This is a genomic window from Maribacter algae (genome assembly GCF_047345745.1).
Classification (GTDB): Bacteria; Bacteroidota; Bacteroidia; order Flavobacteriales; family Flavobacteriaceae; genus Maribacter.
Map to the genome: position 1 here is coordinate 1,411,644 of NZ_JBLFES010000001.1, position 21,543 is coordinate 1,433,186.

At 38.9% G+C, this 21,543-nt stretch carries 23 protein-coding genes; 13 read left to right on the forward strand and 10 right to left on the reverse strand.

Features of this window, described 5'->3' with window-relative positions; translation table 11 throughout:
• On the reverse strand, positions 1–564 hold the full coding sequence (locus ACKWBX_RS06260) for a DUF2911 domain-containing protein (protein ID WP_413967791.1): 564 nt from the start codon (positions 562–564) through the stop codon (positions 1–3).
• Positions 565–602: 38 nt separating this feature from the next.
• A complete protein-coding gene (locus tag ACKWBX_RS06265) occupies positions 603–1,511 on the reverse strand; it encodes an aldose epimerase family protein (protein WP_413967792.1) in 909 nt (302 codons plus the stop codon).
• Between the two features lie 105 nt (positions 1,512–1,616).
• Between ACKWBX_RS06265 and ACKWBX_RS06270 the strand changes: the two genes are divergently transcribed.
• The 3 genes from ACKWBX_RS06270 to ACKWBX_RS06280 are packed head-to-tail and all read left to right on the forward strand — an operon-like array spanning position 1,617 to position 4,144.
• Positions 1,617–2,159, forward strand: a complete 543-nt coding sequence (locus tag ACKWBX_RS06270) for an RNA polymerase sigma factor (protein ID WP_413967793.1) — start codon at positions 1,617–1,619, stop codon at positions 2,157–2,159.
• A complete protein-coding gene (locus ACKWBX_RS06275; RefSeq protein WP_413967794.1) occupies positions 2,143–2,730 on the forward strand; it encodes a hypothetical protein in 588 nt (195 codons plus the stop codon). Before ACKWBX_RS06270 ends, ACKWBX_RS06275 begins: the two co-directional genes overlap by 17 nt.
• Positions 2,702–4,144, forward strand: coding sequence for a hypothetical protein (locus tag ACKWBX_RS06280; protein ID WP_413967795.1), 1,443 nt, complete (start codon positions 2,702–2,704; stop codon positions 4,142–4,144). Before ACKWBX_RS06275 ends, ACKWBX_RS06280 begins: the two co-directional genes overlap by 29 nt.
• Here the strand turns inward: ACKWBX_RS06280 and ACKWBX_RS06285 are convergent, their stop codons facing one another.
• From ACKWBX_RS06285 to msrA, 5 genes are all read right to left on the reverse strand, one after another.
• Positions 4,145–4,879 (reverse strand): sugar-binding protein, encoded by a 735-nt coding sequence (locus ACKWBX_RS06285; protein ID WP_413967796.1) that lies wholly within the window; start codon positions 4,877–4,879, stop codon positions 4,145–4,147. It abuts the gene before it with no gap.
• Positions 4,880–5,180: 301 nt separating this feature from the next.
• The gene (locus tag ACKWBX_RS06290; protein ID WP_413967797.1) at positions 5,181–6,497 is read right to left on the reverse strand and encodes a Gfo/Idh/MocA family protein; all 1,317 of its coding nucleotides are present in this window, start codon (positions 6,495–6,497) and stop codon (positions 5,181–5,183) included.
• Between the two features lie 2 nt (positions 6,498–6,499).
• A complete protein-coding gene (locus tag ACKWBX_RS06295; RefSeq protein ID WP_413967798.1) occupies positions 6,500–7,879 on the reverse strand; it encodes a 3-keto-disaccharide hydrolase in 1,380 nt (459 codons plus the stop codon).
• Positions 7,880–7,988: 109 nt separating this feature from the next.
• Positions 7,989–8,723, reverse strand: coding sequence for a sugar-binding protein (locus tag ACKWBX_RS06300; protein WP_413967799.1), 735 nt, complete (start codon positions 8,721–8,723; stop codon positions 7,989–7,991).
• Positions 8,724–8,913: 190 nt separating this feature from the next.
• Positions 8,914–9,612 carry a peptide-methionine (S)-S-oxide reductase MsrA gene (gene msrA, locus ACKWBX_RS06305; protein WP_413967800.1) on the reverse strand — a complete coding sequence of 233 codons (699 nt, stop codon included), beginning with the start codon at positions 9,610–9,612 and terminating at the stop codon, positions 8,914–8,916.
• 100 nt (positions 9,613–9,712) lie between these two features.
• Here msrA and ACKWBX_RS06310 point away from each other — a divergent pair, with 100 nt between their 5' ends.
• Positions 9,713–10,396: a peptidoglycan DD-metalloendopeptidase family protein gene (locus ACKWBX_RS06310; RefSeq protein WP_413967801.1), complete on the forward strand. Its 684-nt coding sequence runs from the start codon at positions 9,713–9,715 to the stop codon at positions 10,394–10,396.
• 178 nt (positions 10,397–10,574) lie between these two features.
• Positions 10,575–10,811, forward strand: a complete 237-nt coding sequence (locus ACKWBX_RS06315; protein ID WP_413967802.1) for a hypothetical protein — start codon at positions 10,575–10,577, stop codon at positions 10,809–10,811.
• A gap of 76 nt (positions 10,812–10,887) precedes the next feature.
• On the opposite strand, the gene ACKWBX_RS06320 is transcribed toward ACKWBX_RS06315, so the two are convergent.
• Positions 10,888–11,304 carry a DUF3052 domain-containing protein gene (locus ACKWBX_RS06320; RefSeq protein WP_413967803.1) on the reverse strand — a complete coding sequence of 139 codons (417 nt, stop codon included), beginning with the start codon at positions 11,302–11,304 and terminating at the stop codon, positions 10,888–10,890.
• A 272-nt stretch (positions 11,305–11,576) separates the two neighbouring features.
• On the opposite strand from ACKWBX_RS06320, the gene ACKWBX_RS06325 reads away from it, so the two are divergent.
• Together ACKWBX_RS06325 and ACKWBX_RS06330 are read left to right on the forward strand one after the other, a co-directional pair.
• Positions 11,577–11,813, forward strand: coding sequence for a hypothetical protein (locus tag ACKWBX_RS06325; RefSeq protein ID WP_413967804.1), 237 nt, complete (start codon positions 11,577–11,579; stop codon positions 11,811–11,813).
• Positions 11,814–12,107: 294 nt separating this feature from the next.
• Complete coding sequence (locus ACKWBX_RS06330; RefSeq protein ID WP_413967805.1) at positions 12,108–12,350, forward strand: hypothetical protein; 243 nt, start codon at positions 12,108–12,110, stop codon at positions 12,348–12,350.
• On the opposite strand, the gene ACKWBX_RS06335 is transcribed toward ACKWBX_RS06330, so the two are convergent.
• Positions 12,347–13,057 carry an arylesterase gene (locus ACKWBX_RS06335; RefSeq protein WP_413967806.1) on the reverse strand — a complete coding sequence of 237 codons (711 nt, stop codon included), beginning with the start codon at positions 13,055–13,057 and terminating at the stop codon, positions 12,347–12,349. The genes ACKWBX_RS06330 and ACKWBX_RS06335 overlap by 4 nt on opposite strands.
• Positions 13,058–13,118: 61 nt before the next feature.
• Here ACKWBX_RS06335 and ACKWBX_RS06340 point away from each other — a divergent pair, with 61 nt between their 5' ends.
• From ACKWBX_RS06340 to ACKWBX_RS06365, 6 genes are all read left to right on the forward strand, one after another.
• On the forward strand, positions 13,119–13,808 hold the full coding sequence (locus tag ACKWBX_RS06340) for an ABC transporter ATP-binding protein (protein ID WP_413967807.1): 690 nt from the start codon (positions 13,119–13,121) through the stop codon (positions 13,806–13,808).
• A gap of 47 nt (positions 13,809–13,855) precedes the next feature.
• Positions 13,856–16,354 (forward strand): ABC transporter permease, encoded by a 2,499-nt coding sequence (locus tag ACKWBX_RS06345; RefSeq protein WP_413967993.1) that lies wholly within the window; start codon positions 13,856–13,858, stop codon positions 16,352–16,354.
• 223 nt (positions 16,355–16,577) lie between these two features.
• A complete protein-coding gene (locus ACKWBX_RS06350; RefSeq protein WP_413967808.1) occupies positions 16,578–16,949 on the forward strand; it encodes a DUF2200 domain-containing protein in 372 nt (123 codons plus the stop codon).
• A 75-nt stretch (positions 16,950–17,024) separates the two neighbouring features.
• Complete coding sequence (locus tag ACKWBX_RS06355) at positions 17,025–17,381, forward strand: hypothetical protein (protein WP_413967809.1); 357 nt, start codon at positions 17,025–17,027, stop codon at positions 17,379–17,381.
• A gap of 114 nt (positions 17,382–17,495) precedes the next feature.
• Positions 17,496–18,848, forward strand: coding sequence for a DEAD/DEAH box helicase (locus ACKWBX_RS06360; RefSeq protein ID WP_413967810.1), 1,353 nt, complete (start codon positions 17,496–17,498; stop codon positions 18,846–18,848).
• Positions 18,849–19,281: 433 nt separating this feature from the next.
• Positions 19,282–19,539, forward strand: coding sequence for a hypothetical protein (locus ACKWBX_RS06365; RefSeq protein ID WP_413967811.1), 258 nt, complete (start codon positions 19,282–19,284; stop codon positions 19,537–19,539).
• A gap of 89 nt (positions 19,540–19,628) precedes the next feature.
• Here the strand turns inward: ACKWBX_RS06365 and ACKWBX_RS06370 are convergent, their stop codons facing one another.
• Entirely contained in the window at positions 19,629–21,215 is a 1,587-nt protein-coding gene (locus tag ACKWBX_RS06370) for an amidohydrolase family protein (RefSeq protein ID WP_413967812.1), read from the reverse strand.
• Positions 21,216–21,543 lie beyond the last annotated feature (328 nt).

Genomic DNA, 21,543 nt, shown 5'->3' on the forward strand with positions numbered 1-21,543 from the left:
TTATTTATTGATAGGGACATTTATACTTACCGTATCCCAAAGTAGATTTAAATACAGCTGATTTTCATTGTTCTTAAAGTCTATGGTAAACTGTTCTACCGGAGTGCCTATTGTTCTCGCAGGGACTTCTACGGTAACTGCATCTTCCTTAGGATTTCTAGTCGTTTCGGAACCACCGCTCAACAAGGTAACGCCCCAATCCGGAACTTCTTTATTGAAAATGATTTTCCAACTTTCTTTTCCGGGTACCGTCCATAAAGAATAAGTGCCGGCAGGTAGTTTTTTATCTATAATATCTATCTGGGCAGAATTGGTAAAGGTCGTTGGCTCATTGGCTCCGGTTCTCCATACTTGTCCAAAAGGAACTAATTCCCCGAATATAATACGATTCTTTTTTGATGGACTTGAATAATTGACCGAGAGTTTGGCATTATCAAATGTATGGGTTGCCGTTTTTTCAGGACTATATTTTTTGGTCTGCTTTTGAAGATAGGGGACACCAACAAAATAGAATAGACCACCCAAAATAAATAAGGTGATTACCAATCGTTTTAGGAACTTCATGTGGCTTAATTAATTTGGAAACTGTATCCGACTAATTTCTAAGGTACTAAATCAAACTTAAAGATGGCAATATTACTGTAGGTTTCACTAGGTCTAAGAACGCTATTTGGAAAGTCCGGTTTATTGGGCGCATCCGGAAAATTCTGCGTTTCAAAGCAAATACTGGGAAAGTCAAGAGGTGTATAGACTACCACTCCTGGTTGGTTGGTATATACTTTCATAGCGATACCGGATTTCTTGGAATGGACCTCGGCCACTTTTTCACTTCCCATATCCTTTACAAAAGGGGTGTCCAACCTTCTTCTCCCTATTTCCTTGGGTAAGAGAAAATCGTAATCAGTGTTGCGAACGGGCAGGATATTTCCCGTAGGCAATAAGTTATCATCCGTTTCCAAATAAGAAGGACAATTTAATTGAAGTTCATAATCATCGATAAACGGGCTGTCATCCAATTTAAAATAAGAATGGTTGGTAAGATTTACCACGGTACTTCTATCCGTAATGGCCTCATGAATGATCTGCAAAGCATTGTTTACCAGTTTATAAGTAACATTGACCGTTACATTGCCAGGATATCCCTCTTCCAAATGTTTGCTTACATAGGATAGTTTCACAAAAGGATTGTCCGAATAATCCACCGCTTCGATTTTCCAATATTTTTGATTGAAACCTTCCTTGCCCCCATGCAGATGAACTCCGTCCTCATGGTGTAAAAAAAATTGCTCGCGGTCCAATTCAAAACCACCTTTTGAAATTCGCCCGGCATACCTTCCTATACATGCCCCCAAACAATTCTCGTCCAATCTATATCTGCTTGGGTGGTTATACCCTACAACAACGTTGGTATACTCACCGTCCGCTCCCTTTATCAATAATTTCTGGATAATGGCGCCATAATCAAGAACGATGAGCGTAATAAATTCGTTGGATATTGTAACTTGTTTCACAGTACATTTCTAAAAAGAATAGCAAAAGTAAAGTTTTTTGCAACATCCTTTTTTTTCTTTCGTCCTTAAGATAACAACAAACAAGAACCAACTATATACCGATCAATGTTTCAGATTGATGTCGTAGAAAAATGTAAGGCAAATGACCGGAAGGCCCAGATGAAATTGTACCGTCAATATTGTGACGGTATGTACACTGTGGCGATGCGATTTGTAAAGAATGCAGATGATGCCGAAGATGTCTTACAGGAGGCGTTTATCAAGGCCTTTCAAAAAATACATCAATTTAAGGGAGATGTAACTTTTGGAGCCTGGTTAAAGAGAATCGTCATCAATAAAAGCATAGATTATTTAAAAACGAAGAAAGAAAATTTAGTCACTTTAGAAGAAAATTATATGGTCTCTGTAGAGGATGAAGATTGGACGGTAGATGATGGGATTAAAATTGAGGATATAAAAAAAGCGATTGACAAGCTATCCGAGAAATATAAATATATAGTGATGATGTATTTGATAGAAGGTTATGACCATAGCGAAATAGCAAATGTCCTCAATTTGGCTGAAACTACCTGTAGGACTAGATTGCTAAGGGGAAAAGGACAATTAAAAGAATTACTTAAAACAAAAAGATATGGGACAGGATCTTAGGGAAATGTTCAAAAAAGAACGGGAGCAAAAGTTTCATCTTAAAAAAGGCCACGAGGCCCGTTTCTTGGAAAAATTGGAAGAAGATCTACCCAAGAATACTAGAGGAAATTCTTTTGCCTGGTTAAAGGTAGCGGCGTCCGTAATGGTGGTCGTAGGTTTAAGTATAGTCGCTTATACCACCTTGGACAATAGTGATGATATACCTACGACGATCGTAGATAAGGACCATGGCAACGAGGAGAAAGATGAATTCTCTTTTGGAGATCTTTCGCCAGATTTAAAAAAGGTAGAAAATTATTATGTGGCCAATATAAACATGGAGCTTTCCAGATTAGAAGTTTCCCCTGAGAATAAAGAATTGGTAGATAGTTTTATGGAACAGTTATCGGAGCTGAACGAAGAGTATAAAAATTTAAATGCCGAATTGGTGGCACTAGGTCCCAATGATCAGACGATTACGGCACTTATAGAGAATTTACAATTACGATTACAATTATTACAGAAGTTAAAAAGGAAGTTAAACGAATTAAAATCATCAAAAAATGAACAGATCACAGAAAACAGTATCTAGACAACTCATCATTGCCCTAGGTTTCTTTACCATCAATTTGGGTGTTTTTGCCCAAAAGCAGGACAAGACTTTTAAGGAAAGTTTTAATGTTTCGGAAGACGCTGTGTTGGACATCAACACCAGTTATACCGATATTGAATTTGAAACCTGGGACAAAGATGTTGTCGAGATTGAAGCTACCGTAACTTTAGAAGGTGCCACGAAAGAAGAGGCCGAAGCTTATTTTGAAAACGAGCCCATAGAGATTTTAGGCAATAGCAAGAAGATAGAGATTACGTCCAGGACAAGGGGACATAGGTTGTTCAGTGATATGGACATTGATATCGATTTGGGACACCTGAATATTGAGATTCCGGAGATAGCCCCCTTTGTAGTGGAAATGGCGGAAATAGCTCCTTTTCCCGAAATAGTCGAAATGCCTCCGTTGCCTATGACCAAAGCATTTAAGTTCGATTATAAGGCCTATAAGAAGGATGGTGAAAAGTACATGAAAAAGTGGCAAAAAGACTTTGAGAAAAGCTTTGACAAAGAACATCAGAAGAAATTAGAGGAGTGGGCCGAAAAAATGGAAAAACGTGCCGAAGAATGGGAGAAGCGAGTAGAGAAGAGGCAAAGAGAGCGTGACGAGCAAATGGAAAAGCGTGAGGAAATGATGGAAAAGCGAAGCTTGGAGAGGTCCGAGCAGCGTGAAAAACTGGCTGAAGCACGTGTAAAAAGAAATGAGGCCAGGGCAATTCTGTTAAATAGCAGTAGGATTGGGAACGCTCCTAACGTTTTTTATCTTTCCTCTGATGGAGAACACAAAAACTATAAAGTAAAAAAGACGATAAAAATAAAAATGCCAAAATCTACCCGTATTAAGATGGATGTACGTCATGGTGAGGTAAAGTTGGCCGAAAACACAAAGAATTTGAATGCGACTCTGTCGCATTCAAGTCTTTTGGCCGCTATCATTGATGGTAACGAGACCAATGTTTCCGCATCTTACTCACCATTGACAGTGGAAAAATGGAACAACGGTCAATTAGAAGCCAATTATTCAAAAGATATTTTATTGGCCGAGGTCCTAAATTTGCAGTTACAGGCAAAATCATCTGAGATTACCATAGACAAATTATCAAGAAGAGCATTTATCAAGAACGATTTTGGACCCCTACAGATTGTTTCCATCGGAAACGATTTTGAAGAGTTGGATGTTTCTCTAAGAAATGCGGAGTTGGAATTTCCTTTGCCCACTTCCGCTACTACTATCTATATAAAAGGAATAGCCACCAGTCTAAGTACTCCTAAAAACCTTGAACTAAATAGGACTCAAAACGGCAATACAATCGTTCATAAAGGATATCATTTAAAGAACGATAATAAGCGTTCTATCATAGTCAATGCCGATTATAGCGAAGTTGTGATACAGTAATTATTTTTTTAAGACCAATGTCCCAAATATATCCGCATTTATCCACCCCTGATTTTTATCCTCTCCCGGAACAAAAATAGAACCTATAAAGTTTTCCCTTTCAACACTTTGGTCATTATCACAATAGGCCAGCGCAAAACCAATTTTCTTATCGGGCTTGAGTATAGTTGGCTCTAGCACCTTTTTTTTGTAAAAATCCTCGTCAAAGATTTTTACCTCCAACTCCCATGTGCTCAGATTTCCTTCTGTTGTATGGGCAGAGGTCACGTGCTCGTTAAAAAGTGCAGGTTCTTCTTCCTCGGTGATATCTACCACATTACCATCCAAGGCCACATGGTATGCAAAGGCATTATAGTTAAATTGGTGTAGGCCTCCGGAATTATCCTCGTCTATAAAAATTTCTACACAATCATCGTTCCACCAAAGTTTTAGTGGGTCTTCATTTTTATCGTACAGCACATCATCCGTGATTTCGAGTAGGATATATAGTGCATTCTCGTTCCAGGCCAATTTATATTTACCATTAAAGTCCTCATGTTCATAGGGGCCACCGATCCAATTTTGGTCTATGGACTGCCACTCGATGAGATTCCAAAAATTCTCCATGGCTTTACCATCTAAAACAGGAGCAGTTTCAATATGAATGACCTCGGTAATCTGTGTATCCTGTTTTTTATGAACAGCACTGCAAGCGCATAGCATTATCAAAAAAACTAAAAGAAGAGTAGTTTTCATCATATCCAAATTTGGTATTTGGATTGATAAATATAGTAATTTCCTACAAAGGGGATATTTATATTCTTTAAGAAAATATTAAGAACGCAAATAGTCACATAACATATCTATGTCATTTTTTATTATCTAGTTGAAGGTTAAAACCCTGCAATTTCATTGCAGTTAATTTTAGTTCCTATAAACTTTTATGAATATATCTTACTTCGAACGCAGTGAGAAATCCCATGATGAATCTATATCGTGGAATTCCCCGTCGCCGTGTTCTGTCGGAACGACACTCGCTCAAAAAGAATTTCATTCTTTAAAGTTTCGGCTCCCAGCCGGCTGCATATTCCCTTTTCCAGGATTTCATTGCTTTTTCGCTGTTCAATACCTTTCCGTCACTTGAATCTATTGTAAGCTTTTCTCCGGTATCTTGGGCCATATTCCCTAAATGGCAGAGCATTGTAGAAATACTGGCATCTTTTATATCTGCTCGGAGACTTGTATCTTTTCTGATGGCATCAAAAAAATTGGCCACATGATTCACATCTAAATTACTTTCTCCACGGGTATCCGTTCCGGTGCTTTTTGCACCTTCTAATTCTTCTTTGATAAGATTGCCTTGTAAATCAAAAAGCCTATAGAATCCCCTATCCAGCATAATAGAACCTTTACTGCCATAAATAGTGGTTCCCCGACCTGGTCTTTTGGGCTGGATGAGCCCTCTGCTATGACCGGTCCATGTAATGAACTTATCGTTTTTAAATTGAAAGGTCACCTGTTGGTTATCTACAAATTCCCAATCGTCATCAAATGTATATTTTCCTCCAAAAGAGGTAACACTTTCAGGTAGGTCTACTCCAAGGGCCCATCTACAAATATCTATCTCATGCGTGCCGTTATTGTGGATTTCTCCCGTTCCCCAATTTCTGAACCAATGCCAATTATAAGGATGAACATTGTCTTGATAAGCTTTGCGTGGTGCCGGCCCTTGCCATAACTCCCAATCCAAAGTGCTTGGTACCTCGATAATATTTCCTTTTCCAATGGATCCCCTATTGTTGGAATAATATGCTTCGCCTTTGTACACGTCACCAATAACTCCTTCTTCTATTTCTTTGATAGCAAGAATAGAGGTTTTGGCAGAACGCTGTTGGTTGCCCATCTGTACTTTTTTCCCGTATTTTTTTTCTGCCGCTACCAACAATTCATTTTCATGTGGATTATGGCTACATGGTTTTTCAACATATACATGTTTTCCTGCCTGCATGGCCAGTATAGCCATAGGAGCATGCCAATGTTCGGGTGTTGCTATAAAAACGGCATCTACATCCTTATTCTCCAATATTTTTCTAAAATCTTTTTCGACCTTGGGGACGTATCCAATATTTTCTTGACACCATATATTATGGTCCTCAAGAATAACATCATCAACATCGCAATTATAAAGTATTTTGGCATTTGTGTCTGCGTGAATTGCTTTGATATGGGCTTTTGCCCTGCTTCTTACTCCTATTACGGCACAATTTATATGGTCGTTCGCATTGATGACCTGTGAAAAGGAAACTTTTGGAAATAGTGCTACCGCAGCAGTCGATGCCGTTACTTTTTTTACAAAATCTCGTCTATTGGTCATGATTATTGGTCTTTTGAAGTCGGTTTGATTTTTATGTTTTTGAAAGAAACTTTGTTCCCATGGTCTTGAAGAAGGATATGGCCAGATTCTACCTCTCCAAAATTGGGCCATTTCACATATTTACTTTCCGAAACAAGCTTTTTATATTCTGGACTTTTACGTTCGTATTCCAAGACCTTCATTCCATTGAGCCAATGTTCAACATGATCATTCTTTGAAACGATATGGGCCGTGTTCCATTCTCCGGGAGGATACATTGGTTTATTTGGGTCTGCCTTGATCAAATCATATAAGGAGGCCACGGTTCTACTCCCTTCATGATTCCCTAATTTTGCATCAGGATGCCGAGTATCGTCTAAAATCTGATATTCCAGTCCTATGGAAGAACCGGGACCTTTGTTCAGATCTGTATCTACATAATACTTTATACCGCTATTTGCACCTTCGGTAATCATAAAGTCCAATTTTAATTCAAAATCGGAAAACGTTTCCTTGGTAACAATGTCCCCGCCTGCTTCCGATTCTCCACCTTCGGATGCCAGAACGGTCAGGACACCCTCTTCGATTTTCCATCCATTATCCGGAAAATCATCAAGCCTGGCGCCTCTCCAACCCTTTGTAGTTTTACCGTCCCAAAGCATTTTCCAACCATTTTTGATTTCGTCCGATCCTAAAGCATTTTTTGTAATGATAGGTTCTAAAGGAGTTTTCTTGGAATATTTATGTAAACTGTCCGTAAGTATTTTAATATTCTTCCATATAATTTCCGTACCCTCTTGTTTATCTTCCGGAATACTGTGTACTTGTAGACCTATAAATCCGGAATCGGTTTTATCATCGATCAAATAAGCGGCCGGAACGGAATTTATCCATGTCTTTATGGTATCTCCAATAGCTTCTATGCGATAGTGGTTCCAATCATTTTGTTCAAATGCAAGCTGCGCTTTTTTATTATTGGTCAGTGGATTTAACCAGCCTCTTCTTGCTTCATCATAAATTCCTGCACTCCATGCACGGTCAGAGGGGTCTATCTCTATTTGATATCCGTGAACGCGGCCATTTTGATAATATGGGAAACTATTACTCCGGATTTGAATTCCGGAATTCATGGAAGAGTCTACCTTGTATTCGAGTTCCAAGATGAAATCTCCATACAATTTTTCCGTGGTCATGAAGGTATTTGGCGTATGATGAACTGTTTTGCCCACGATAGCCCCATCTTTGATGGAATATATAGCATCTCCGCCAAGCTTTTTCCAACCTTCCAAAGTCTTACCGTCAAATAAGGAAACCCAAGGAGTGGTGTCCTCTGGTTTTTCGTTGCATCCTGATAAAAATATAAGAACACATAAAATAAAATAAAGTATCGGTTTTAATTTCATGAAGTGCGGATTAATGAATGGTAAATAAAAAGCATCCCTTTTAGGATGCCTGAATATACTAAAATTAGTACTGATTCTATGATTTGGGTACTCCTGAATATCTGTCTGTCTATTTTTTTAAGACTAAAGTTCCGAAAATATCTGCATTTATCCATTCTTGATTTCTTTTTTCATTGGATACATAAACCGAGCCAATGAAATTTTCCTGTTCCATACTTTGATCTTTGTCATAGTAAGCCAGTGCAAACCCCAATTTTTTGTTGCTAGTGAGTTTTACTGGGTTATTAATGGTGTCGTCTTGATAGCTATCATCAAAAATTTTGACCGCTACTTCCCAAGTGGACAAATTTCCCTTGGTAGTGCGGCTAGAGCGTACATTTTCATTGTATAGTTTTGGTTTCTTGTCCAATCCTAAATCCACTACGTTACCATCTAAACCTACATGATAGGCAAACGCATTATGACTGTATTGGTGTAGTCCACCAGAATTGTCCTCATCTACAAAAACCCGAACGGAATCATCGTTCCACCATAGTTTTAAAGGGTCTTGACTACGATTAAAAAGAGAATCATCCTTTATTTCAACCAATATATACAGAGCTTCTTGGTTCCAAGCCAGTTTATACCGGCCGTTGAAATCGTTTTCTCCATAGAGTTCACCTTTCCAGTTTTGGTCAAGAGAATGCCATTCTATCAAGTTCCAAAAATATTCTATTGCCAAACCGTCTATTATAGGGGCATTTTCAACGTAATTGACCTCTATAATTTGGGTGTCTTTTTTCTTTTTTGGGGAATTACAGGAGAATAGAAGAGCTAGAAAAACTAGGGGGATTATAGTTTTCATATTATTACAGTTAATAGTTAGCTTCAACAATGTAATAAATATTTTAAAAAAGTAATAATTTTCTTACGTAAATTTATATTTTCAATTATGCTTTATCTTACATTGAAAAAAGTGATACTATGATATTAAAAAAGCGAGAAGTATTTATTATAATACTCCTCGCTTTTTAATTTGATTTGTCACGAAAATTTTAGTGTACTTCTTTTTTCAAATAGTCCTGAAAGTTTTCTTTAAACCTATTTAGCCTAGGGATGGATACATTTCTAATATATGAGTTGTTGGGATTGTTCTTTTCGTAATCCTGATGATATGCTTCGGCTTTGTAAAAAACATCAAACTGTTTTACCTCTGTAGTAATGGGAGCCCCATCATAAACATCTTGATCTTTTAAAGCTTGTATATAACTTCCGATAATTTTCTTTTGGATCTCGTTCTTATAGAAAGCAATCGACCTATATTGCGGACCTCTATCCGGTCCTTGTCTATTAAGAGTAGTTGGGTCATGGGAACCAAAAAACACTTGGACCAGTTCCGTAAACGAAATTTCTTTCGGGTCATAATATACCTCTACGGCTTCCGCATGGGTTGTTTTGCCATAACCTACCATTTCATAGGTGGGATTTTTCTCTTTACCCCCAGAATATCCGGAAATAACTTCTTTAACACCTCTTACACTTTCAAAAATGGCTTCCACACACCAAAAGCATCCACTCGCAAAATAGGCGGTTTCATATTTGCTGAGTTCTTGTGGACTCAATTTTTCCATTTCATAAACTTCCTCGGTCTCTATTTTTGAACTTTCGGAAAAGACTTCTTTCTTGGTGTTGGATTTACAACTGGTTGTTAATAAAATGGCCAGTCCCAATATGGTAATTTGCAGTAATTTCATTTTTTGATTTTCTTTATCTCTTTGTAGGCAATTTACGAAGTACTTACAGCATAAAGGGTTAAAAAATGTTAAGGAAGAAGCGTCTTTATAAAATTGAAATATGGCAGCGTTTGAATTACTATTAAAATCGATATCCCATACTCCCATTGCTATTCTGGATGAACGCATTCCCATAAGTTCATATGTTACCATCGATTTATCTTCAAAAAACCCTGAATTGTTACAGTTTGATATAACGAATCCGAATAGCTGTCAGGCCTACATAGATCAAGTATTGAAATTAAAAGAAGGTCAGGTTGCCTATGGAGGTTATCTTGAAGAAAGAAATCTTTATTCGGACAAGGAAAATTTTGCACAAACCGTTTTTCCAAGAAATATACATTTAGGAATCGATTTTTGGTGCATTGCCGGAACCAAGGTATTGGCTCCTGTAACAGGTACCGTGCATAGTTTTAAAAACAATGACACGAAAGGGGATTACGGGCCGACTATAGTTTTAAAACATAAGATTGATGATATTGATTTTTTTACCCTCTATGGTCATCTATCTTTAGGCTCTATAAAAAGTTTGACCATCGGAAAAAAAATTGATAAAGGAACGATATTGGGAACTTTGGGAACCCCGGATATCAATGTGAACTATGCTCCGCATTTACACTTTCAAATCATAAAAGATTTGGAAAACAACTTTGGGGACTATCCAGGTGTATGTAATATAAAAGACTTGGATTTTTATCGTGGTAATTGTCCGAATCCTGATCTATTGCTAAAAAATATAGGATGAAGCTACCGATTAAAGGCACCTTTTTTAGGTATACTGTATCGATATGCTATGTTGTTTATCGACTCATTTTGCACCTTATCCCATCATATGTTATAGAACGATAATTAGGTCTCTTCAGCGAATCATAATCCCCTTGGATACATTTTTCCGCGTTATAATAGTGTAACCAAAACAAGTCATGAAAAAAATAGCTACAATACTTTTTATCATTTTTATAGGAACAGCTGCCCAAGCGCAATCTGTAACGAAAGAAGTAAAAGTAGAAACTATTGAAATGACAATCGCTACGGAAACTACCCCGAAAATGGAAGGAGTACAAAAAAACGAGGTTGCTAGATTGTACAAGTTTAAAAATACTAGAGTAAAAAGAGCTTTGTTCTTTATAACAAAAAAGGACAGGCCAAAAATGGCATAAGTTTAAAAATAGATAAATTATGAAAATCCAAATCTTACATTTAGAAATCCAATTTTCAAGAACAGACGGAATAAGGCTAACGGTCCTTGACCCTGTACACAAACTTGTGACCGCTCCAGTCCGCGTCGATCGCGGCCACTTTGATATCCACTAGTCCTTTTTTTTGGCCGTAGTTCATAATGGCGAACTTATCCAAGGTTGTGACGATTTGAGATGTTTTCTTTGGCCAGCTTATCCATAACATGCCGTCTTTTTTAAGATTATGCTTTGCCAAGGAAAATAAGGATTCCAATTCTTCCGGATGGGCAACAAAGATGTGAATAAAATCCATTGGGATATTGGCCGATGCATCTTTATGGACATCAATATCTTTAGGTAAATCTTCAAAGAAAGTACGATAAGGTTTGGGAGGATTAAAAACCTGTATAGAAAAACCTTCTTTAATTCCTAATTTTTTCGCTAATGGTGTTCCGGAGTATCCTGAAGTTGACATAGGTACTGTTGTTAGAATGTTTTCGTAAACGATAATAAAAGATAGTGTTTCTTATCATTGGTCGGAAAGGTTTTATTAAAATAAAGGATAAGAAGTGCCGATGAAGTACCGCTTTTTTCGGTATGCTGTTTTTGGGTCAGTAGTTATTTATCGACCTAATTTTACACTTTATCCCAAGTAGTGCTCAATAACGAGAAAATACTGTTTTTCAGCGAATGGAAACCCTTCAAAATATATTTGACGACGTTATCATAGTGTAACAAATGCAAGTCATGAAAACAATAGTAACTATCATTTTTTTACTTTTTATCGCAACGGCAGCACAAGCACAAGTAGATACAACAGAAGTTAAAGTAGCGACTATTTCAAAAACGATTGTAACGCAGACCACTCATAAGTTAAACTTGGAGTCGACTATTAAAGTAGCTAGGCTTACCAAATTCAAAAATACTAGAATATTAAAAGCATTGGCTTTTACGACCAAGGCGAATAAGCCCAAGATGGCCTAATGATTTTATCCCCTCGGATGGACCCCGCCTGCCTTTTGGCAGGCTTTGGGGCATCCATTTTAAATAATGCCTCTTTCAGTCAAATCAACTTATTTATTTGTAAGAAAAAACTTATAATAAGATAAAATGTTCAATTTCATCGATTAAAAACATCTCATTTTGTAGGAATCATTCTTACAAAAAAGTGTGACTTGTCGAAAAACCCGTGATTCATCGGTAAAAGATGTCCTTTAATCGATTCGTAAATCCTAAAAGCAATAGGTGAGAGTTATCTAATGACCCAATCCTATTAAAATGAAACCTACTTTTTTTTTATTTCTAGTTATCTGTATGGGACTCTCTATACAGGCGCAGGAGAAAAGACCACTTGTTATGGCAAAGGTCTTGACCATGCCTGTTGTTACCGAAACGATTCACCAAACTAAGACGGTCAACAAAGAGTCCCCGCGGATAGCTGCTATCTACTTGCTTAAAAATTCCAGAATTAAAAAGGCCTTGGCTTTTGAACCTAAAAAGAGGGAGACCAAACTCGTTTAGGGACTCATTGTTTCCAATGTGGCCTCCGTTACAACAATAGGTTCCAATATTTCCCAAATGTTATTGGCCACTATTTTCTGTCCGGCTGCAGTAGGATGAATGCCATCCTCTAGGTTGAGTTCCGGTATTCCGGCTACATCTTCCAATAAAAATGGAATTAAGGCGATATCATTTTTCACGGCTAAATCCGGGAATAGGTTCTTGAATGCTGTGGTATATGCTTTGCCCATATTTGGTGGTATCTGCATACCTGCCAAAATAATCTGGGTATCCTTATTTTTCGTTCGGACCATATTGATCATGGTTTGTAGGTTTTCTTTTGTTTTATCCAGTGGTACGCCTCTAAGACCGTCATTTGCCCCGAGTTCCAAAACAAAAATATCCACCTCCTGATTAAGGACCCAATCCAAGCGGTTCACACCACCAGAAGTAGTTTCACCACTGACCCCGGAATTAATGACCGTATAATCAAGTCCCAAAGAATCCAAACGCCGCTGGATCAAATTTGGAAAACCTTGTTCCGTTTCCAGACCATAAGCGGCCGTTAGGCTATCGCCAAAAAATAAGATGGTCTTTCCTTTTCGGGCGATGTTTTCTTCAACTTCGGCATTTTCGTTGTCTTCACCGGTTTTTGTTTTTGGATTTTCCCCACAACCCAGTAAAATGAAAAGAGCTAAAAAATAACGAAACTTTAATACTTTGTCCATAGCATATCTTTCTAAATATTAAAATCATTTAGTTACTTTGGTGACCTTTAGCAAATGATTTATGACAAAGATATTAAACGTCCGTAACCTAAGAAAAACCTATACGAGCGGAGCTAAGGATTTAACGGTTTTGGACGATATTTCCTTTGGTATAGATGCTGGCGATACCTTTGCCATTGTGGGGCCGTCCGGCAGTGGTAAGACTACTTTATTGGGGCTTTGTGCCGGTTTGGACCAAAGCAACGCCGGTACCATAGAACTATGTGGAAAAGAACTTGGTGCCATGAACGAGGATGAAAGAGCCTTGCTGCGTAATCAAAAAGTAGGATTTATTTTTCAGGACTTTCAATTATTGCCCACGTTGACCGCTTTGGAAAATGTAAGTGTGCCGCTAGAACTACAAGGTGCGCCCAACGCAAGAAAGGATGCGGCGGCACTTTTGGAAAAAGTAGGTTTGGAAAACAGGCAAAGTCACTATCCGTCCCAGTTATCGGGTGGGGAACAACAACGTGTAGCCTTGGCACGGGCATTTTCCAACAAGCCCGAAATTCTTTTTGCCGATGAGCCCACCGGGAATTTGGATGAGGAAACAGGGGAGAAGGTCATCAAATTATTGTTCGATTTAAATACCGAGATGGGTACCACTTTGGTCATTGTGACCCATGATCTGGATTTGGCACGCTTGAACAATCACGTACTTCGGCTAAAGGGTGGTAAAATAGTCGCTAACGAAACCATGGTTTTATCTTGAGCGACTTTCGGCACACTTCAAAAACACCGGTCAGTTGGTTGTTCAAAATGGCATGGAGAGATGGAAAAGCTAGCGGAAAGCGGCTCCTTCTGTTTATGGCTTCGATTGTTTTGGGTATCGCTGCGGTGGTTTCCATACAATCGTTCAGTGAAAATCTAAAGGAAAATATCGCATTGCAATCCAAGGCCCTAATGGGTGCGGATTATTTAATCGATAGCAATCAGCCCGCCAATGAGAGGGTGCAGCAACTCATGGATTCTTTGGGCGGTGCGGATGCGATGGAAGTAAAATTTGCGTCCATGGCGGCCTTTTCAAAAAACAATGCTACAAAATTGGTGCAGGTAAGGGGTGTCAAAGGCAATTTTCCATTTTATGGTGAATTGGAGACGCAACCTTCGGAAGCGGCATCACAATATCAAAATAGCGAGGGGGCTTTAGTGGATGCCACGGTCATGCTTCAATTTAATTTAAAGCCCGGCGATAGTGTAAAATTGGGGACGACCACCTTTCCCATTATAGGTTCTTTGATAACGGCTCCGGGAAGTACGGGCATCAGCACATCGGTAGCCCCACCAGTAGTAGTGCCCTTTCGGTTTATGGAACCCAGCGGCTTGCTGGAGAAGGGAAGCAGGTTGACCTATAACTACTATTTTGAAGCTCCAGAAGCAGATTTAGAAGCACTGGATGAAACAGTGGACCCGCAATTGGACAATCAAAATGCGGATTTGGATACCCATACCGCTACAAGTCAACGGTTGGGCAGGCGCTACGATAATGTAGGCCGATTTTTAAATCTAGTGGCCTTTATCGCTTTATTGTTGGGTTGCGTAGGTATCGCCAGCTCGGTCCATATTTATATCAAAGAGAAATTGAAGGCCGTTGCCGTATTGAAATGTCTGGGAGCTACTCGAAAACAAACTTTTTTCATCTTTTTGATACAGATTGCCGGGATGGGCCTGATTGGCGGACTGATAGGTACTTTGGTAGGTTTGGTGTTACAACAACCATTCCCGTTTATTTTACAGGAATTTTTACCGTTTGAGGTACAAATATCAACCTCTTATCAGGCTGTTTTTATTGGTCTTTTGTTGGGCATAACCATGTCAGTATTATTTGCGTTGATCCCACTGATCAATACTTGGTTCGTTTCGCCGTTACAGGTGCTTCGGGTTCAAGAAAACAGCAATAAAAAGGGGAATGTGCCCAAACTGGTAGTGGTCGCGGCTATTATCACTTTTGTTTTTCTTTTCGCGTTATGGCTATTGAGCAACTATAAATATGCCATAGGTTTCGTATTGGTCATATGGTGCACTTTTGCCATACTGAGCGGAGTGGCCTTAGGGTTTATGCGATTGGTAAAACGCTTTTTCCCAAAATCATGGAGTTTTACTTCAAGACAAAGCCTGCTGAATCTTTTTAGACCGAATAATCAAACGGTAGTATTGATATTGGCAATCGGTATCGGAACCTTTTTGATAAGCACGTTATATTTTACAAAAGATTTTCTTTTGGCGAAAGCCACCTTGGAATCCAATGCAAAAAGCCCCAATATCATTATGTTCGATGTGCAAACGGACCAAAAGCAAGCACTGGCTAATACCATTGTTCCAAAAGGATTGGACGTGTTGGACAATATTCCTATTGTTACCATGCGCCTGCAAAAAATAAAGGACCGCAGTGTCAACGAAATACGTTTGGATACTACTACCAGTATCAATAAATGGATTTTAAGCCATGAGTTTCGGGTAACCTATCGGGATTCATTGATCGGTTCGGAGCAATTGGTAGAAGGTGATTTCAATCGGCCTATTGCTCCAAACCGACCTGTTCCTATTTCTTTGTCGGATAATGTAGCGCGGGATGCGCAAGTGAAGCTAGGGGATACCCTATTGTTCAATGTACAGGGTATGTTGATGGAAACGACCGTGGGAAGTATCCGAGCGGTGGATTGGGGACGTATGCAATTGAATTTTTCCGTGGTCTTTCCAACGGGCGTTTTGGAAAAAGCCCCGCAATTTCATGTATTGACGACCAATGCCCCGGATAAAGCTACTTCTGCGGAACTTCAAAAGGAGGTAGTGAGTAAATTTCCCAATGTTTCCATCTTGGATTTACGTCAGATCTTGACAATTATTGAGGGGATTCTGGACAAAATATCTTGGGTCATCAGTTTTATGGCCTTTTTCAGTATTCTTACCGGAATTATTGTGCTGATCGGTTCCGTCCGAAATAGCAAATACCAGCGCATTCGCGAAAGTGTGCTGTTGCGAACCCTTGGTGCAAAAAGCAAGCAGATACTGCGCATTACCGCTTTGGAATACCTGTATTTAGGTGTTTTGGGCAGTGGTATTGGTATTTTGTTGTCTTTGGTAAGCAGCCAATTATTGGCCAATTTTGTATTTGAAACTCCATTTGTACCCTCTTGGATTCCTTTTGGGATTGTTCTGCCCGGAATAACCTTGTTGGTATTGTTTATTGGATTATCCAATAGTAGTAGTGTCTTAAACAGTCCGCCGTTACAGGTACTGCGAAAGGAAGGGAAGTAACTGTTTTTGGTTATCTTAGATAATATAAATAGATGACATTTATAATGTTATTAGGTTGTCATAACCGATTTAAAAAAACAAAACCAAAATAAAAAGCACCATTGGCATAGCTACATGACTGTTGTTGCAATATTTTGAGTCCAATAAGAAATTGGCTGATTTAAAATAAATCGAAGCCAATATGTATGACGTAAAAACTTAATTGGCAAAAAACAAGTATACGATGAAAGCAACCCCTGAACATAATGAACGTATAGCAAAAATGGCATTTGCCTCCGTATATCCGCATTATGTTACTAAAGTGGAGAAAAAAGGAAGAACAAAAGCGGAACTTCATGAAGTGATTACTTGGCTAACAGGTTTTGACGAAAATAGATTACAAGAGCTCATAAATCAAAAGGTTACTTTTGAAGACTTTTTTCGGCATGCGCAAATCAATCCAAATGCTCACCTTATTAAAGGTGTTATTTGTGGTTATAGAATTGAAGAAATTGACAATGCTTTGACCCGTAAAGTAAGATATCTGGACAAGCTAGTGGATGAATTGGCCAAAGGCCGTAAAATGGATAAAATTTTAAGGGCTCAGAAGAAATAGGAATTTGAATCCATTAACATAGATACCCTGAAATCGTTTCTAAACTATTTTTACAATAACCCAAAAACATTGTTTTTGATAGATAGCGTTGGAGCGGCATTTTCTATCATTTTACTTGGGGTTGTTTTGCCCAAACTAGAAAGTATATTTGGAATCCCTAAATCCATCCTTTATATTTTGGCTTCTTTTCCTGTTGTTTTTATGTTGTTCGATTTTTATAGCTATACGAGAAAGGTAGTATTGAAGCTGTATTTATTTGGTATTGCAATGATGAATCTGCTGTATTGTTTTTTGTCTATTGGCTTGGCACTTTTTAACCACTATACAATTACACATTGGGGTTGGCTATATTTACTATTGGAAGTCATTATCATAATGTTATTGGCCTTTCTTGAACTGAAAGTTGCGAAAAGAATATCAAGCGAAAAATAAATGATTTTCAACTCGTTCTGTGATTTTTCAAATTTCTTTTACAAATTATTCTCAAACTACTTTATTCCCATTCTAACCCCATAGCTTTGCATCACCAATATAAAAGTGATATCCATGGCTTCTTTTTCCGATTTTAAAATTTCCAATGCGCTCCAAAAAGCGCTTACCGATTTGGGGTTTGATAAGGCCACACCCATTCAGGAACTAGCTTTTCCGGTGGTCATGAGCGGAAAAGATGTCGTCGGAATTGCGCAAACGGGCACAGGAAAGACTTTTGGATATCTGTTACCTATTTTAAATATGCTGTCCTTTTCCAAGGAAATACACCCAAGGATTTTGATATTGGTGCCCACGCGCGAATTGGTCATACAAGTGGTGGAAGAAGTGGAGAAATTGGGTAAATATGCTTCCGTTCGTGTTTTGGGCGTATATGGCGGCACGAGTATGAACAAGCAAAAGGAGGCTTTGGCCTCGGTAACGGATATTGTGGTAGCTACCCCGGCACGCCTGTACGATTTGGTACTCGCGCGTGCTTTGCAATTAAAACATGTTAGAAGATTGGTAATCGATGAGGTAGACGTGATGTTGGATTTAGGGTTCCGATTTCAATTGATAAATATCTTTGAACTTTTACCGCAACGTAGGCAAAACATCATGTTTTCCGCTACTATGACGGATGATGTGGAGAAGCTCATTCATGATTTCTTTAAAGGCGTAGCAAAAATAGCGGTCGCCGTAAGTGGTACGCCCTTGGAAAATATAGCGCAATATGCTTATGCCGTTCCTAATTTTTATACCAAGGTAAATCTGTTGGAATATTTATTGAAAGACGCGGATGACTACCGAAAAGTCTTAGTTTTTGTATCCAGCAAGCGTAGTGCGGATTTATTATTTAAAGAGCTCGCGGAATTCTATAATGATGAAATCTGTGTCATACATTCCAATAAGACACAAAACTATCGGTTACGGTCCATTAATCAGTTTGATACAGGTCAAAATAGAATTCTGATTACTACGGATGTCATGGCCCGAGGATTGGACCTGAACGAAATTTCGCATGTTATCAATTTTGATGTGCCCCGTTTTCCCGAAAACTATATGCACCGTATCGGAAGAACCGGACGGGCAGAAAAAACGGGAACAGCATTGGTTTTATACACCGATGCCGAAAGGGAGGCCAAAGAAGCTATCGAAACGTTGATGGAGATGAAAATTACACCACTTACACTTCCACCAGAAGTGGAAATGGCCACACAACTCACATATGACGAGCAACCGAAGCATGTAGAACGCGAGAACCCTTTAAAACAAAACGAAGATGAACGCGGCTCCGGGTTTCACGAGAAATCGGACAAAAAGAAAAAGCAAAATCAGGGCGGTTCCTATAAGCGCATTATCAAAAAGAAATACAGTAAACCAAAAACCCGCGGCGATAAAAACTACGGTAAGAAAAAAAGGCGGAAGTAGTTTTAAAAAACTCCTCTGCCCAGCGTTGACAACAACTTCAATTTAGCATTTGGGCAATTGAAATAATAATCTGGGTCGGACACTATTATCTAGGATAGAAATGCTTTATGTCACCCGGTCATGTCTAGTGGAATAAGACCTATTGCTATTGCCAAAAACAGTGCTCCAAAAGTTCTGAGACGCTAGAGGAGATAATCAGATAACATAACTTATATCACCAATCTTATCCAAATTAATGGAAAATGACTTTCAAAAACCTCGGTAAAACGCATATAGTTTCGATATGGTGAATACAGGTGCTTAAACGTTTATCGACCCTTTTTTACACTTTATCCATACTTTTTACCATAATCGAGAAACAGTGCAGTTCAACTGTACCGAATTGTGCCGATGCTTCATCTGCAGTTATCTTTATATAACCCAAATGAATATTATGAAAACTGTTTTAACCTTCGTTTTAGTTCTTTTCTTCAGTGCAACGGCTATGGCACAGCAAACGGATAACAATGATAAAGTGGACATTATTGAAATGGGGGTTGTTTTGGTTACTGGCAATAGTACTGATATCACTTTCAAAACCGTTACGGGTACTGCTCAAAAAAGTATAGCACGATTGTACAAAACAAAAAACGCACGTGTTCTTAAGGAATTGAATTTTTCCACAAAGAAAAGTCGTCCTAAAATGGCATAATCTTTACAGTTTGATTATTGCTACACTCTCTTTTAATAAGGACTTTCTTGAATCGCTTTAGATAGTAAATCAAAATAAAAAATAGGTTATCAGTCTTTTATACCGGGTTGTTTTATACTGTAATTAGTGGCCGCTTTCGCTTCGTCAACTTGACGTTTTACATCTTTTAAAAGTGCTTTGGAATCATAAATGATTCCGTCCTTAATAGTATATTTTACTCCACCTACACGAACTACTTCGTTATCCTCGGTCAATTTTATGGCACCTGTTCCATAGAGTACCTTTAAATTCTTTAGAGGGTTTTCCTCCACAATAGCAAAATCGGCCATTTTTCCTATGGCGACAGAGCCAATTTTATCATCCATTCCCAAAGCTTCGGCACCGTTCAAGGTCGCGGAACGAATGATTTCCAAGGGATGAAAACCTGCTTCGCGAAGCAACTCCAATTCCCTGATATAGGCAAATCCGTACAGTTGAAAAATAAATCCGGAGTCGGACCCCGTGGTGACACGCCCCCCTCTGTTTTTATATTCATTGATAAAGGTCATCCAAAGCTTGTAATTGTTTTTCCAAGCAACTTCCTGTTCCGTACCCCAGTCATGCCAGTACGAACCGTGTGATATTTTACTGGGCTGGTAAAACTCCCACAAAGAGGGCAAGGTATAATCCTCATGCCATTCTGCTCTTCTAGCACGTTGTAAATCTCGGCTTGCCTCATAAATATTAAAGGTAGGGTCTAACGTAAAATCAAGTTCCAACAATTCGTTCATTACATTGTTCCAATGTTCGGAGTAGGGCTTTGCCGCTTGGTCCCAAAGTTTTCCGGCATTTTCAAAGCGATGCTGTTCATTTTGATAGTTGTAATCCAATGGGTAGTCCTGTACCGTTCGCTCATCGAATAGGGCTTCCGGCAATCCGTACCAGTGCTCCATGGAAGTTAGCCCCGCTCTTGCGGAATGTAGTACGTTCCATCTGGCCACGCTCAATTGGGCATGGTGGCAGGCCGAACCTAATCCCAATTTTTTGTTCTCGTCCAACGCAGCCGCCATTATTTCAGGTTCGGCACCAAAGAATTTGATACCGTCCGCTCCTTTTTTTGCATTGGCACGCACCCACTCCCGAGCCTGTTCCGTTGTAGTGATTGGAATGTCGTTTAACGGATTAAAGGTTTTGCTCGTTTGTCCAAAGCCCGTGTAGGCCATAATGCGTGGTGCAATAATTTCGTTTTTGGCACTTTTTCGTTTTAAGTCCATCGTAAAATCCACACCTCTACCACTCGGTTCCCTAACGGTGGTAATGCCATGTGCCATCCATAATTTAAAGACATAATCAGGTTCCGCACCTTGAGCAGTACCACCAATATGGCCATGCATGTCTATAAAACCGGGCATCAGGAACATACCGGTACAATCCAGTTCTTTACCTCCTGTCTTTAGTTGTGGTCTTCTAGTATCATCAATGGCAACCCCCGGATAACCGACCACCTGAATTTCTTTAATGATATTGTTTTCCACAACAATATCAATAGGTCCTTGTGGTGGCGCTCCATTACCGTTAATAAGCATGACACCTCTTATAATCAATTGGGAATGAGGTCCGTCACCTTCAAGGGATTGAGAAAAGATTACGCCGCTAATACATAGCGATAAGACGAAGAGAGCGGTTTTTACTTTCATATTTTTGGTTATTGGATTTTTGATATTTAGATTTATAGTGTTTAGAATCTTATTTTTTGATAATTGTTAATTCAATACGGATTTAAATTTAGAAGTCGTATTTATAATAGCATCAAGTTTTACTACCAGCAGATCAATCGCTGTTTATTATAAAAAAACTATAGATTGATGCATTTAGTTTATTTTCCAACTATCCAACTATCCGACTATCCGACTATCCGACTATCCGACTATCCGACTATCCGACTATCCGACTATCCGACTATCCGACTATCCGACTATCCGACTATCCGACTATCCGACTATCCGACTATCCGACTATCCGACT